Annotated in this window: 12 protein-coding genes; 7 read left to right on the forward strand and 5 right to left on the reverse strand. The window is 64.8% G+C overall.

What is annotated here, in order from left to right:
• Nucleotides 1-21: 21 nt before the first annotated feature.
• Nucleotides 22-867 (reverse strand): aldo/keto reductase, encoded by an 846-nt coding sequence (locus tag PW947_RS21945; RefSeq protein ID WP_299634502.1) that lies wholly within the window; start codon nt 865-867, stop codon nt 22-24.
• Nucleotides 868-1,021: 154 nt separating this feature from the next.
• On the opposite strand from PW947_RS21945, the gene PW947_RS21950 reads away from it, so the two are divergent.
• Entirely contained in the window at nt 1,022-1,768 is a 747-nt protein-coding gene (locus PW947_RS21950; protein WP_299634505.1) for a GntR family transcriptional regulator, read from the forward strand.
• A gap of 30 nt (nt 1,769-1,798) precedes the next feature.
• Here the strand turns inward: PW947_RS21950 and PW947_RS21955 are convergent, their stop codons facing one another.
• The gene (locus PW947_RS21955) at nt 1,799-3,193 is read right to left on the reverse strand and encodes a CoA transferase (RefSeq protein WP_299634506.1); all 1,395 of its coding nucleotides are present in this window, start codon (nt 3,191-3,193) and stop codon (nt 1,799-1,801) included.
• Between the two features lie 113 nt (nt 3,194-3,306).
• Between PW947_RS21955 and PW947_RS21960 the strand changes: the two genes are divergently transcribed.
• Nucleotides 3,307-4,554, forward strand: a complete 1,248-nt coding sequence (locus tag PW947_RS21960) for a citrate synthase family protein (RefSeq protein WP_299634507.1) — start codon at nt 3,307-3,309, stop codon at nt 4,552-4,554.
• A gap of 22 nt (nt 4,555-4,576) precedes the next feature.
• Here the strand turns inward: PW947_RS21960 and PW947_RS21965 are convergent, their stop codons facing one another.
• Nucleotides 4,577-4,912, reverse strand: coding sequence for a DUF2917 domain-containing protein (locus tag PW947_RS21965; protein WP_299634508.1), 336 nt, complete (start codon nt 4,910-4,912; stop codon nt 4,577-4,579).
• A gap of 180 nt (nt 4,913-5,092) precedes the next feature.
• Between PW947_RS21965 and PW947_RS21970 the strand changes: the two genes are divergently transcribed.
• The 3 genes from PW947_RS21970 to PW947_RS21980 all read left to right on the forward strand — a co-directional run bounded on the left by PW947_RS21970 (nt 5,093) and on the right by PW947_RS21980 (nt 9,647).
• A complete protein-coding gene (locus PW947_RS21970; RefSeq protein ID WP_299634509.1) occupies nt 5,093-6,505 on the forward strand; it encodes a PLP-dependent aminotransferase family protein in 1,413 nt (470 codons plus the stop codon).
• Nucleotides 6,506-6,607: 102 nt separating this feature from the next.
• Complete coding sequence (gene mdtD, locus PW947_RS21975; protein ID WP_299634510.1) at nt 6,608-8,071, forward strand: multidrug transporter subunit MdtD; 1,464 nt, start codon at nt 6,608-6,610, stop codon at nt 8,069-8,071.
• Between the two features lie 301 nt (nt 8,072-8,372).
• Nucleotides 8,373-9,647, forward strand: a complete 1,275-nt coding sequence (locus PW947_RS21980) for an EAL domain-containing protein (RefSeq protein WP_299634511.1) — start codon at nt 8,373-8,375, stop codon at nt 9,645-9,647.
• Here PW947_RS21980 and PW947_RS21985 read toward each other — a convergent pair.
• Nucleotides 9,603-10,643 carry a sigma-70 family RNA polymerase sigma factor gene (locus tag PW947_RS21985; protein WP_299634512.1) on the reverse strand — a complete coding sequence of 347 codons (1,041 nt, stop codon included), beginning with the start codon at nt 10,641-10,643 and terminating at the stop codon, nt 9,603-9,605. The genes PW947_RS21980 and PW947_RS21985 overlap by 45 nt on opposite strands.
• A 319-nt stretch (nt 10,644-10,962) precedes the next feature.
• Here PW947_RS21985 and clpP point away from each other — a divergent pair, with 319 nt between their 5' ends.
• Together clpP and PW947_RS21995 are read left to right on the forward strand one after the other, a co-directional pair.
• The gene (clpP, locus tag PW947_RS21990; RefSeq protein WP_299634513.1) at nt 10,963-11,583 is read left to right on the forward strand and encodes an ATP-dependent Clp endopeptidase proteolytic subunit ClpP; all 621 of its coding nucleotides are present in this window, start codon (nt 10,963-10,965) and stop codon (nt 11,581-11,583) included.
• 226 nt (nt 11,584-11,809) lie between these two features.
• On the forward strand, nt 11,810-13,441 hold the full coding sequence (locus PW947_RS21995; RefSeq protein WP_299634514.1) for an NYN domain-containing protein: 1,632 nt from the start codon (nt 11,810-11,812) through the stop codon (nt 13,439-13,441).
• Between the two features lie 142 nt (nt 13,442-13,583).
• On the opposite strand, the gene sodB is transcribed toward PW947_RS21995, so the two are convergent.
• Complete coding sequence (gene sodB / locus PW947_RS22000; RefSeq protein WP_299634515.1) at nt 13,584-14,162, reverse strand: superoxide dismutase [Fe]; 579 nt, start codon at nt 14,160-14,162, stop codon at nt 13,584-13,586.
• Between the last annotated feature and the right edge of the window lie 139 nt (nt 14,163-14,301).

Raw genomic sequence — 14,301 nt, forward strand, 5'->3', positions numbered from 1 at the left:
ACCGCACGCGCGGCGCCGTGCCTACAACATCTCCAGCGGCCGCTTGCTGCGCGGCGGCCTGAAATGCGCGTCGATGGCGGCGCACTCGCTGGCATCCAGTGCGAGATCCAGTGCGCGCCGGTTCGCTTCGACGTGCGCAACGCGCGCCGCCTTCGGAATCGCGAACACGTCCGGTTGCATCAACACCCACGCCAGCGCCACCTCGAACACCGACACGCCGCGCGCGGCGGCAATCGCGTCGAGCGGCGAACGTTTCGGCAGGCGTGCGTGATCGACCGGGCTGTAGGCCATCGCGGGCATGCTGCGCTGCGCGAGCCACGGCAGCAGATCGAACTCGGCGCCGCGTCGCGCGACGTTGTAGAGAATCTGATTGGTCGCGCACCGATCGCCGTCCGGCACACCTGACAGTTCGGCCATATCGTCGGTGTCGAAGTTGCTGACGCCCCAATGGCGGATTTTTCCCGCGCGACGCAACGCTTCGAATCCTTCGACCGTCTCCGCGAGCGGCACCGTCCCGCGCCAGTGCAACAGATACAGATCGATGCGATCCGTGGCCAGCCGCTTCAGGCTCTGCTCGCAGGCCGTCTGCACGCCGCGCTTTCCCGCGTTGTGCGGATAGACCTTGCTGACCAGAAACACGCGCTCGCGAATTCCCGTCAGCGCTTCGCCGAGCAAGGATTCGGTCGCGCCGTCGCCGTACATTTCCGCGGTGTCGATCAGCGTCATGCCGAGTTCGACGCCCGCGCGCAATGCCGCGATTTCGTCCGCGCGACGCGCGTGTTGCTCGCCCATTTCCCAGGTGCCCTGCCCCAGCTTCGGAATGCGTTCGCCGTCGGGCAATGCGACGGTCGCCATCTCGGTCGTCATGCTTTCTCCTTTGACAGGCGCGCCGGATCGTCCCGGTTCGCGTCCGGTTCAGTCTACCTGCCCAATCCGCGGCTGTAGCGTCGCGAAACAAAAGCCCGTCATCAGTCGCGCGCCGATGTCTTAGAATTGCCGCTTGCCCTCTCTATTGCGACTCATGACCACTGCCTCGGAAGACCGCTGGCGCGACCTGCGCCCGGACCCGGAAAGCGACACGCCGCTCTACCTGCAACTCGCCCGCAAGCTCGGCCAGGCGATTCACGACAATCGCTGGAATCCGGGCGAGGCGTTGCCGTCGGAGCGGGTGTTGTCGGACGCGCTCGGCGTGTCGCGGATCACCGCGCGCAAGGCCATCGCGTTGCTGGTCGAACAAGGGCTGATTCGCCGGACCCAGGGCGCGGGCAGTTTCATCACACCGCGCTACGAAGATCCGCTGTCGCGGCTGTCGAGCTTCAGTGAAATGCTGCGCCGACGCGGTTTCAATCCGAGTTCGCAATGGCTGTCGCGCGAAATTTCACCGGCCAATCGCGACGAAGTGATTCAACTCGGGCTGTCGCCCGCGGCGGCGGTGACGCGCCTGCGCCGTCTGCGTCTCGCGGACGGCATCGTGATGGCGGTCGAAAACTCGACCTTTCCCGCTGCCGTGATTCCCGATCCACAAGCGATCGGCGACTCGCTGTACAGCTATCTCGAACAGCGCGGCCTGACCATCGTGCGCGCGCTGCAGCATTTTCGCGCGGTGAACGCGAGCGACGAAATCGCCGCACAAATGAGCATCGCGCCGAACGAGGCGCTGCTTCTGATCACGCGGGTCGGCTACACGACTGACCAACGCGCGATCGAACTGACCGATACCTACTGCCGCAACGACTACTACGACTTCGTCGCGGAATTGCGCAAGTAGCCGCGCAGTCGTCCGCGCGGATTCGCGCGTTCAGTCTTCCCAGCACGGCGCATCGGCGCCGATTTCCACCGGCGGCCGCGCGAAATACGGCGGGCTCGCCGACATCCGCTCGGCGGGCCGCGTGCCCCGCACACGGCCGAACGGCGAATCGACCGTCTCCAGACAATCCTGCACGTCGTCGATCGTGACGTCCGGCGCTTGCCAGCCGTGTTCGATCTGTCCCATCGATTGCAGCCAGCGCCCCGTCTGCGCGAGCGACACGCGCACGTGCCAGCTTCCGCCTTCCTGCGCGCGCCGCGCGAGCGCGATCATCGCGCCGAACGCGGCTAGGTAACCGGTGGCGTGATCGAGCGCCTGACACGGCAAATGCTTCGGTGCATCGCTGTGCGCGGCGCGGCTTTCGGTCCATGCGATCCCGCTCGCGGACTGCACCAGACTGTCGAAACCGCGTCGTTGCGCCCACGGCCCCGCGTGGCTATACGCCGACACCGACACGCACACGATGCCGGGACGCAACTGCGCCAGCGTTTCCGGCGCGAAGCCGCGCGCCGCCAGTGCGCCGGGGCGATAGGCTTGCTGGAATACATCGGTATCGCGGATCAGCGCGCGCAGGCGATCGCGCGCGGCATCGTCGCGTAGATCGAGCGTCGCCGAGCGCTTGCCGCGTCCGTTGTCGATCACGAGCGGCGCGATATTCGGCAGATGCGGTCCGTTGATCAGCAACACCTGCGCGCCGTGTTGCGCGAGCGTGCGCCCCGCGACCGGCCCGGCGATGATGCGCGACAGATCGAGCACGCGCGTGCCCGACAGCGGCCGCACCGCGTCGCCGCGTCCCGGCGCTTCCGGTGGCGCATCGCCGATCCGCGTGATCTCGAAGAGCGGCAGGTTCGCCACGGCGCGAGCTTGGTCGAGCGCGGCCCACTCGCGCGGCGAGCGGATCAGCGCCGCGCACAAACCGGCGTCGGCCAGTGTCTGGTCGAGCATCGCGCCGTCCCAGCCGCGAATCGCTTCGGCCACCGCCTCACGCGTGCCGTCGCAACCAAGCACCTTAAGCACGCCGTCCAGATGATGCGGAAAATTGGTGTGCAACTGAATCCAGCGACCGTCGCGCGTTTCGTAAAAACCCATGGTCGGATGGCGCAATTCGGGCGGCGGTCCCGCGTTCACCCGCAGATAGCGCTCGCTGCGAAACGCCGCCGCCGCGCGGCGCATCTCGACATCGATACGCTGCCGGACGCCCGTGCGCACGCGCAAACATTCGGCGGCGGCGAGCGCCTGCGCGGCAATCGTCGCGCTCGCCAGCGTGCCGACCCGGTACACCGACGGCAACGCCGGATCGTCGCCGCTGAATGTGACGGCATCCGGTGCTGCGGGGTCGCCGGCCGCGGCGGTCCACAGATGATCGAGTGCGAGAGAAGGTGTCATGACGAGAATTCCAGTAGACGTTCGATTGAAGTCTAGATTTCGCGCTCGCGTCGATCAATCTTGATTAATATAATCAACATATATTGATTTGTTCTATCCGGACGTTTTTTCATATGTCGACTCGCCTGCCCAGCCAGCTCACCGCCGCCGAAGCCGCCGACACGCTCGGCATCAGCGTGGCCACGCTGTATGCGTATGTCAGCCGGGGAATGCTGGCGTCGTCGCCGGATGCGCGGGGCAAGCATCGTCTGTACGACGCGACCGAAGTGCGCCGTCTCGCGCGACGCAAAGCCGACGGCAAGCGCGCCGGCAAAGTTGCGCAGAAAGTGCTTGATTGGGGCGTGCCGGTGCTGGAATCGTCGATCACGCTGATCGCTGACGGCCGGCTGTTCTATCGCGGTCACGATGCGGCCGACCTCGCGCGCAGCGCGTCGCTGGAAGACGTCGCGGCGTTGCTGTGGGAATGCAGCCCGCGACGTATCGCCGATGCACCCAGCGCGTTGCCCGCGCCGCTGAATGGCGCGCAATGGGCGGCGTGGCTGAAGTTATGGGGTGACAGCGCACCGCTCGATCGTGCGTCGGTGCTGCTGCCGGCCGCCGCTGCACAGATGCCGCGCGTGTGGGCGCTCGGCCGGGACGCGCAACTGGATACCGCGTGTTCGGTAATGCGCCTGCTGGGCGCGGCGATGATGTCGACGTTGCCGTCGAACGAGCCGTTACACCGGCAACTCGCCGCCGCGTGGGGCGTGCGCAACCGACAACAGGCGGGCGTCTTGCGTGCGGCGCTGGTGGCCTGCGCCGATCACGAACTGAACGCGTCCACGTTCACGGTGCGCTGCATCACGTCGACCGGCACGCATCTGTTCGGTGCGATTGCGGGCGGACTCGCCGCATTGTCGGGGCCGCGCCACGGTGGCGAAACCGCGCGCGTGACGGCGTTGCTGGACGAAGCGTCGCGTGCGCCCGACCTCGACCGTTTTCTCGCGACGCGACTCGTGGACAGCGATCAAGCCGGTTACGGCGGCGTGCTGTCCGGTTTCGGACATCCGCTGTATCCGCACGGCGATCCGCGTGCGAGGCTGTTGCTGGAATTGCTCGACGCGTGCGCGCCCGCCCGCTCGCCGCTTGCCGCGATCAACGCGCTGGTGCGCGCCGTGCACGATACGACGGGCGCCGCGCCGACGCTCGATTTCGCGCTGGCCGCGATCGAGCGCGTGCTGGGCTTGCCGGCCGGCGCCGCGTTCACGTTGTTCGCGGTCGGGCGATCGGTCGGCTGGATTGCGCATGCAATCGAGCAGCGCAACGACGGCCGCCTGATCCGGCCGCGCGCGCGCTATGTCGGCGAGTACGACGCATCGTGACCGATACGGCGCGCGCCGTCGTTCAGATTGCCTGCAACCAGCGCGGCATCCAGCTGCGCACGGCCGCACGACCCGTCGACCATGCACGCGCCGCCGCCGTCGATGTCACCGGCGCATGGACCGAACCGCTGGCGATCCGCACCGCGAGACGCGTGCCGGATTGCCCCGCGCTGACCCACGCGAGCGCATTGCGCGGCAGTTCGAACGACTCGCCGGCGTCGAGCCAGTAGTCTTCCGCGTCGCCGTCGACAGTCAGCCACACCTGGCCCGCCATCACGTTCAGCACGAGCGGCTGGCTGGCACGCCACGCGCTCACTGGCTCGCGTGGTTCGAGTTCGAAAGTCCGTATTTCTCTCATCGCAAATCCCCCTTGACGGGCATTTATTGGTTATCTAATTATTGCGGCGTTCAGTGGGCGCGCACATGCACACTTCCGGACAGTTTCAGTGGAACTGTGCAGCTGGAAAAACGGACAGTTGATGGAATTGACTGCGTTCGAGTGTGCGCGTCCGCGTCTGTCAGACTTTTGCGAGACCGTATGAAACTCGATATCGCGCTCGATCGCGACAATGGCGTGCCGCTGACCGAGCAGATCGTCAGCGGCGTGACGACGTGGATTCGCACGCGCGCCGCGCATCCGGGCGCGAAGCTGCCGTCGATCCGCCAGTTCGCCGCCGACTACGCCGTGAGCCGCTTCCCGGTGATCGAGGCCTACGACCGGCTGGTGTCGCTCGGCTATCTCGACTCGCGGCAAGGTTCGGGCTTTTATGTGTCGGAGCGGCAACCGTCGTCGAACGGCGCGCAGGGATCGTCGGACCCGCGCCGCGCGGAGGACGAGTCTGGCCATATCCATCAGCAGTTCAACCATCCGGGCGAATCGCTGAAGCTCGGCAGCGGTTTTATTCCCGAAGCCTGGCGCGACGTCGATGCACTCGGCCAGGCGATCCGTCACGTATCGCGCGTCGATCCGGCGGCCATGATCGATTACGCGACGCCGCTCGGCAACGGCGTATTGCGCGAGCATCTGCAAAGCCGCGTCGCGCAACTCGGCATTGGCTGCGACGCGTCGCAGGTGCTGATCACCAACGGCGCGAGCCAGGGGCTCGACCTGCTGATGCGCTACATGCTGAAAGCCGGCGACACGGTGCTGGTCGAGGATCCCGGCTACTACAACCTGAACGGTCTGCTGAAGCTGCACGGCGTGCAACTGCTCGGCGTGCCGCGTACCCGGCTCGGACCGGATATCGATGCATTGACCGCGCTGTTGAAGCTGCACCGGCCGAAGCTGTTTTTCGTCAACACGGTGTTTCACAATCCGACCGGCACGACGGTCGCGCCGCAGGTGGCGTTCCGTCTGCTGCAACTCGCGCGCGAACATGATTTCTCGATTGTCGAAGACGACATTTACGCGGACTTCCAGAGCGACCCCACCGACCGCCTCGCGACGCTCGATCAACTCGACCACGTGATCTATCTCGGCGGGCTGTCCAAGACGCTGTCGTCGTCGTTGCGCATCGGCTATGTGATCGCGAAGCCGGAGATCATCAAGGATCTCGCGGACATCAAGATGCTGACCAGCATCGGCAGTTCGCGCTTCGCCGAAGCCGTCGCGGTGGCGATGCTGGAACGCGGCGCGTATCGCAAGTATCTGGACCGGTTGCGTCGCAGGATGCGCGATGCGCTCGGCACGACGGTGCAAACGCTGGAAGACAGCGGATGGGAAGTGTTCGAAAACCCGCTCGGCGGAAAATTCGTCTGGGCGCGCGTGCCGCATGTCGCCGACGCCGCGCGGCTCGCCGAATGCGGAATGCCGCTTGGCGTGACCGTCGCGCCGGGCAGCTATTTCCGGCCATACGGCGAAGTCACGCCGTGGATCCGCATCAACGCCGCGCACACGCTCGACCCGCGCGCGCAAGCGTTTTTCGAGGCCGCCGCCGCGCTTCCGGGCTAGCCGCGACACGCATCGCGCGCCGCGCATTCCCGAAGCGCGGCGCAGCGCTTTTCCCTAGAATGGCAGCTTCTCCCGCCCGCCGCGCGCGCCTTGCCGCCTTCCATGCCCAATCCGCCGAACGCCGCTCCGTCCGACATTTCCCCTGCCGCTCCCACGCCTTCGCCGCGCTCGCTGACCGTGATGTTGTGGGTCGTCGCGACCGGCTTCTTCATGCAGACGCTCGATTCCACCATCGTCAACACCGCGTTACCCGCGATGGCGACGAGCCTGGGCGAATTGCCGTTGCGGATGCAGTCGGTGGTGATTGCGTATTCGCTGACGATGGCGGTGATGATCCCCGTGTCCGGCTGGCTGGCCGACAAACTCGGCACGCGGCGCGTGTTCATGAGCGCGATCCTCGTGTTTACGATTGGGTCGGTGCTGTGTGCCAATGCGCATACGCTGAATCAGCTGGTGATCTTCCGGATCGTGCAAGGCGCGGGCGGCGCGATGCTGTTGCCGGTCGGACGTCTTGCCGTGCTGCGCACGTTTCCGGCCGAACGCTACCTGCCCGCGCTGTCGTTCGTCGCGATTCCAGGTCTGATCGGGCCGTTGATCGGACCGACGCTCGGCGGCTGGCTGGTGAAGATCGCGTCGTGGCACTGGATCTTTCTGATCAATGCGCCGGTCGGGATCATCGGCGTGATCGCGGTGAGCATCTTCATGCCCGACAGCCGCAATCCGAACACCGCGCCCTTCGATCTGAAAGGCTATCTGATGCTGGTGGTCGGGATGGTGTCGATCTCGTTCGCGCTCGACGGCCGCACCGAGTTCAACGTGCAGCACGCCACCGTGCTGATGCTGCTGGTTTTGAGTCTGGCGAGTTTCGTCGCTTACGGACTGCACGCAAGCCGGGTCGCGCAACCGATCTTTCCGCTCGATCTGTTCAAGATTCACACCTTCAGCGTGGGCTTGCTCGGCAACCTGTTTGCGCGGATCGGCAGCGGCGCGATGCCGTATCTGATCCCGCTGCTGTTGCAGGTGAGTCTCGGTTATAGCGCATTCGAAGCCGGGTTGATGATGCTGCCCGTCGCCGCCGCCGGCATGGCCGCGAAACGGGTCGTGACGAAACTGATCATCAAGTACGGCTACCGGCAGGTGCTCGTCACCAACACGGTCCTGGTAGGACTCGGCATGGCGAGCTTTGCGCTGATGTCGCCGAACCAGCCGATGTGGCTGCGCCTCGTTCAGCTCGCGATCTTCGGCGCGGTGAATTCGATGCAGTTCACCGCGATGAACACGTTGACGCTGAAGGATCTCGGCACCGGCGGCGCGAGCAGCGGCAACAGCCTGTTCTCGCTGGTGCAGATGCTGTCGATGAGTCTGGGCGTGACCGTCGCGGGCGCGCTGCTCGCGACCTTCACCGGGCTGATTCATCGCGTGACGGAAGCGAACACCTTGCCGGCCTTCCACGCCACCTTCCTGTGCGTCGGTTTCATCACGGCCTGCTCGTCGTGGATTTTCGCGCAGCTTTCACCGGACGTCCGGCGCGGCGCAAAGAAAAGCGATCCGTCGGAAAGCACGTAAAAACAGCCCTGCGATAGCGACGGTTTCGCCATCGCCACGACGCATCGCGAACCGGCGTCACGCCGCGACCGCGCACACGGCGCACCACCGCTGTGCGCTGCGATCCGCCGCGCGTCGCAATGCATGCACAAGCACCGTACATTGGCGCGATCGTGATCGGCGAACCACACCAAACAGCGAAGTTCCGTCACTCGCATGGATCTTGCTCGCCTATCCTATAAAATCGCATGAACGCGCCGCGAAACCGGCCACGCGCAATCCGCCGCAACCGCCCCGCTGCCCCTTTTTGACGACCGACACCATGAGCATGATCGAACTCGATCCTCCCGGCTTTCAGCCTCCTCGCCCGATCGCCGGCGACGAAGGCTCCCGGCGCACCGTCCTGTACGGCGGCTACACGGTTTTCAGCGTCTTTCAGCCGGTTTTTTCGGTGTCGCACCGTCGCGCGATCGGTTATCACGCGTCGTTGCGCGCGCATGACGAAAACACCCGTCAGGTGCCGTCGCACGAAGTGTTCACGCAAGCCGCGCGACGCGGCGATCTGCTCGAACTCGGACGGTTGGCGGAATCGCTGCATCTGGGCAATTTCAACGCATTCGACAGTCACGACGAATGGCTTTTCCTGAGCCTGCATCCGGCCGCGCTGATGGACACGAGCTACGGCGACGCCTTGCTCGCCGGTCTGAAAGCGCTCGGTTTGCCGCCGCAACGCGTGGTGCTCGAAGTGTCCGAGCAAGCCGGCGGCGAGACTACGCGTTTCGCGGAAATCATCGATGCGTTGCGCAAATCCGGTTTTCTGATCGCGCTCGACGGGTTCGGCGCGAAGCATTCGAACATCGACCGCGTGTGGAATCTGCGGCCCGATATCGTCACGCTCGACCGCTGCATCCTCGCGCAGGCGAACGAACATGCGCACATCGAGCGCGTGTTGCCGGGCATCGTGTCGATGCTGCATGAGTCCGGTCAGCTGGTGCTGATGGGCGGCCTGACGACCGAACGCGACGCACTGATCGCGCTCGAATGCAACGTCGATTTCGTGCAGGGTCTGCATTTCGCCGGTCCGAGCGTGGACCCGGTGATGCCGCAAGTCGCGGCGAATCTGATGGACACGCTGTCCGCGTCGTTGCGCGAGAAGGTCGCCGCTCGCGAGCGGGCGCAGACCACGCGTCTGACGCCGTATGTGAGCGCGTTGCAAACCGCGAGCGGGCGGCTGGCGGCGGGGGAATCGGTGGCGATTGCGACGGCGCCGTTGCTCGCGCTCGGCGAGACCGCGCGCTGCTTTATCCTCGACGGTTCTGGACGGCAGATCGGCGACAACGTGCTGCCGTCAGGCCGCGCGTCGCAACGCGCGAAGCGGTTCCGGCCGCTGCTGCATTCCGAAGGCGCAAGCTGGGAGCGTCGGCCGTATTTTCTCGGCGCGATGCGCACGCCCGGTCATGTGCATCTGACGCCGCCGTATCTGTCGATCAACGAGGCGCATCTGTGCGTCACCGCGTCGATCGCGGCGCAAGGCCCGACCGGCATGCAGGTGCTATGCGTCGATATCAACTGGGAAGTCGCGGCGCATCGCGGTTGATGTGCGCTCATGCGCGGCGGCCGTGTTGCGCCGCATCGCGCGGTCGAGCAGATGCAGGATCGCGGTCCGCCCGAATGCGCGGTTGACTGCTTCGAGTTGCGCGGCATGCGTGACGATCCGCAGCGCGACGATGGCCGGACATGCATCCGCGCCGGACATGCCAACCGACACATCGATCAATCCGACGATTTCGCCATCGCGCAGCAATGCGATGCACGGCGCGCCGTCGATCGACACGGTCTGCGCATAGCCGATCCGCAACGCGAATCCGAGCGTGCGCGTGCGGCTCGCCGCGACCGCCCATTTCTCCGACAACCCGGTGCCCACAATCGCGGACGCGACCACCTTATCGTCCGTCACGAGCGGCGCATCGGCGACCAGCCGCAACACTTCCGCCCGATCCTGCGCGTCCAGCGCCGCCCGCAAACGCTCGACGACCCGCGCGTGCGTGGCCGGATCGACGCGTTCGGGCGCGGCGACCTGCGTGTCGTGCCGATGCGCATCGTGCCGCTGCAAGCGCGCCTTCGCGCGGTGAACCAGTTGCCGGCAACCGGCCGGCGTTCTATCGAGAATCTTCGCGATCTCCGCGTAATCGCAGTCGAACGCTTCATGCAGCACGAAGGCCGCGCGTTCGGCGGGCTTTAGCCGTTCGAGCATCAGCATCACGCCGTACGACAGATCCGCCGCACGCAACGCCAGATCTTCCGCCGACGGCGCGACGCCATCGATCCACGGTTCCGTCATCCAGCCGATGCCGCCCGCCGCTCGCTCGCGCTGCGCATGTCGCAACCGATCGATCGCCGCATGGGTGGCGCTCGTCGTCAGCCACGCGGCGGGCGTGCGGATCTCACGCCGATCGGTCAGTAGCCATTTGAGCCAGACGTCCTGCACGACGTCCTCGGCTTCCGCACGGCTGCCGAGCATCCGGTACGCAAGCGCGAAAAGCCGCGCGCGGATCGCGTCGAAGGTGGGTAAGTCGAAGCTGTGATCGGTCATTGTCGAAACTCCGTGAACGTACAGCGCAGTGTTCGGTGCCCGGCGCGCAACGGGCGCGACGAAGGCGAAACGCATCGTCGACGCGTCCTGACCGGTTGACGTCAGGCGCGGGCAAAACGTGACAGCTTCCGGAAAAAATATTCCCCCACGCGAACCGTCGAAAGTGCGGGCAGGCCGTCACATTGCGCGGGTCCGATGCGTCATATCGGGAAAGCCGCGCCTGCATCGCGATGCAGGCGTGCGTTCCGGTGCAGCCGTGCCCCCTACTTTTCCGTGAGACGCCATGCGATCCCGTCCGATCCGTTCCGCAGATTTCCTGATGTCCGCCTACTCCAACCTCGTGCCGACCGTGATCGAGCAGTCTGGCCGCGGCGAGCGCGCTTACGACATTTTTTCGCGGCTGCTGCGCGAGCGGATCATTTTTCTGGTCGGTCCCGTGACCGAGCAGTCGGCGAGTCTGATCGTCGCGCAGTTGCTGTTTCTCGAATCGGAAAATCCCGACAAGGACATCTCGTTTTATATTAACTCGCCGGGCGGATCGGTCTACGACGGCCTCGCGATTTACGACACGATGCAATTCATCAAGCCGCAAGTCTCGACGCTGTGCACCGGCTTCGCGGCGAGCATGGGCTCGTTCCTGCTGGCGGCCGGACAGCGCGGCAAACGCTACGCGCTGCCGAACGCGCGGATCATGATCCATCAGCCGTCGGGCGGCGGTCAGGGCACCGCCGCCGACGTCGAGATTCGCGCGCGCGAAGTTCTGTATCTGCGCGAGCGTCTGAACAGGGTGTTCGCCGATCACACCGGCCAAAGCATCGAGCAGATCGCAAAAGACACCGATCGCGACAATTTCATGTCGGCGGAAGATGCGGTGGGGTATGGGTTGGTGGATGAGGTGCTGCAGCAGCGCGAGCGGCCGTCGCACGCAACCGACCGGTAACACAGCCGCCACACGCCATCGTGCGCCATCACGGCTCGATCGACGCAACCAGAAAAGCCCTCGAAACGAGGGCTTTTCTACTTTTAAGCGCCGTCACCGCATCGTCATGGAAACGGAGCAATCCTGTCCGGCGCCACGCAACCCTGCCCCGTTCCCGCCATTGTCGCTATCATGGGCGCGTTCTGCCGTGTTCGACGTTCGAGCCGGCGCTTCATTGGAGAATTACATGGCGTCATCCAACGACACCGTCAGCATGGCGCTCTTTTGCGACTTCGAGAACGTCGCGCTCGGCGTGCGCGATCTGAAGCTCGACAAGTTCGATATCAAGCTCGTCCTCGAACGTCTGTTGCTCAAAGGCAGCATCGTCGTGAAAAAAGCGTATTGCGACTGGGACCGCTACAAGAGCTTCAAGGGCACGATGCACGAAGCGAATTTCGAACTGATCGAAATTCCGCACGTGCGCCAGTCCGGCAAGAATTCGGCTGATATCCGGATGGTCGTCGATGCACTCGATCTCTGCTACACCAAGGCACACGTCAACACCTTCGTGATCATCAGCGGCGACTCCGACTTCTCGCCGCTGGTGTCGAAACTGCGCGAAAACGCGAAGCAGGTGATCGGCGTGGGCGTGCAGCAATCCACGTCGGATCTGCTGGTCGCCAATTGCGACGAATTCATTTTCTACGACGACCTCGTGCGCGAAAGCCGCCGCACGGTCGCGAAACAGTCGAACGCGAAGCCCGCGCAACCGGTAGCGCAACAGCCCGCGCAACCGTCCGCGAAACGCGCTGGCGACGAACCGAAAAAACCGAAGGAAGATGTCGAGGCGCGTCGCACGAAAGCGATCGAAATCGCCGTGCAAACCTTCGACGCGCTCGCCGCCGAACGCGGCGACAGCGGCAAGATCTGGGCGTCGGTGCTGAAGAACGCCATCAAGCGCCGCAAACCGGATTTCAACGAAAGCTATTACGGCTTCCGCGCATTCGGCAATCTGCTCGAAGAAGCGCAGGCACGCGGTCTGCTCGAGTTCGGTCGCGACGAAAAATCCGGCGCGTACGTGTATCGCGGCGCGGCCGTCAATCTGGGCGGCGACGCGTCGAACGAAGCATCGAACGAAGCGCCGGTCGAAACCTCGGGCGACACGTCCGGCGAAGCAATGGACGCGGCCGATGTATTCGCGCCGTCAGCGCCGTCCGGCGACGACTCGCAAGGCGGCAACCGTCACGATTCGCGTCGCAAGGGACGTGCAGCCCGCAAGGCCGCGCGCGCGGAAAACGAAACGATGCGCGACGAAACGCCCGCGCCGTATGTCGAGGATCAACCGGCGCCGCATGCCGATTCGCACCGCCGCGACACGCGCAATGCACCCGATACGCAGCGTCAGAAAGGATCCCGGAAAGGACGTCAGAAGGCCGACCGGACGCCGTATCCGGAGCCGCTGATCGAAGCGCCGATCTCGAACGAAGACAGCATGGCGGCCGCCGGTTTCGCGCCGGTCGTGGAAGCGGCGTACGAGCCCGCGCCCGAGGCGATCGTCGAGGAAGCTGTCGATATCGTGGCGCAGGAAACGATCGACGTCACGGCGGACGAAGCGCCCGCGAAGGCGCGACGTCCCGCCCGCAGCAGCCGCAAGACCGCCGCGAAGAAAGTGAAGAAAACGCCCGCACCGGCAATCGGCGATGCGCCCGACATTCACGCACCCGAGTCCGCCGCCGATCGGCCGCCAGTCGAAGCGCAAGCGCCTGAAGCCGTGACGGAGGCCGCAACCGAGGCCGCGCCCGCTGCGAAGAAAGCCGCGCGCAAGACCGCACCGCGCAGCCGTCGTCCGCGCAAGACGGCTGCAACGGATAACGAATAACGCGTAGCGCCGGCAATACCCGCCGGCAACACAAACCGGCGTTGCAAAAACAAAGGCCCGCATCCTGATTCAGGAGCGGGCCTTTTATCGTCACGGATCGAAGCGCCGCGGCACGTGCCGCGACGACGATCGCCGCGCGAACTTAAGCGAAGTTCTGTTCCGCGAACTTCCAGTTCGCGATCTTCCAGAAGCCTTCGATGAACTTCGGACGTGCATTGCGGTAGTCGATGTAGTACGCGTGTTCCCACACGTCGATCGTCAGCAGTGCCTTTGCGTCCGTGGTCAGCGGCGTGGCTGCGTTGCTGGTCGACACCAGGTCGAGCGAGCCGTCGGCCTTCTTCACCAGCCACGTCCAGCCCGAGCCGAACGTGCCGACTGCGGTCTTCGTGAATGCTTCCTTGAATGCGTCGAACGAACCCCACTTCGCGGTGATCGCTTCTGCCAGCGCACCCGACGGCTCACCGCCACCTTCCGGCGACAGGCTGTTCCAGAAGAACGTGTGATTCCACACTTGAGCCGAGTTGTTGAAAACACCGCCCGACGACTTCTTGACGATCTCTTCCAGCGACAGGTTTTCGAATTCCGTACCCTTGATCAGATTGTTCAGGTTCGTCACATAGGTCTGATGGTGCTTGCCATAGTGAAACTCGAGCGTCTCTTCCGACATGGTCGGTGCGAGTGCGTTCTTCGCGTACGGCAGCGGCGGGAGCGTATGTTCCATGGTGCTTTCCTTTATATCTGTTTGTGGGGGATCTGCGGATAACGCTGTAGAGCACTCGATTGTAGGCGACTTGGAATAACCCCGCAAACGCACGGCCTTTATCGAAAGCCCCTGTAAACATGCGGCGGCGCGGCTCGCG

This window comes from Paraburkholderia sp., from assembly GCF_028283785.1.
Taxonomy (GTDB): domain Bacteria; phylum Pseudomonadota; class Gammaproteobacteria; order Burkholderiales; family Burkholderiaceae; genus Paraburkholderia.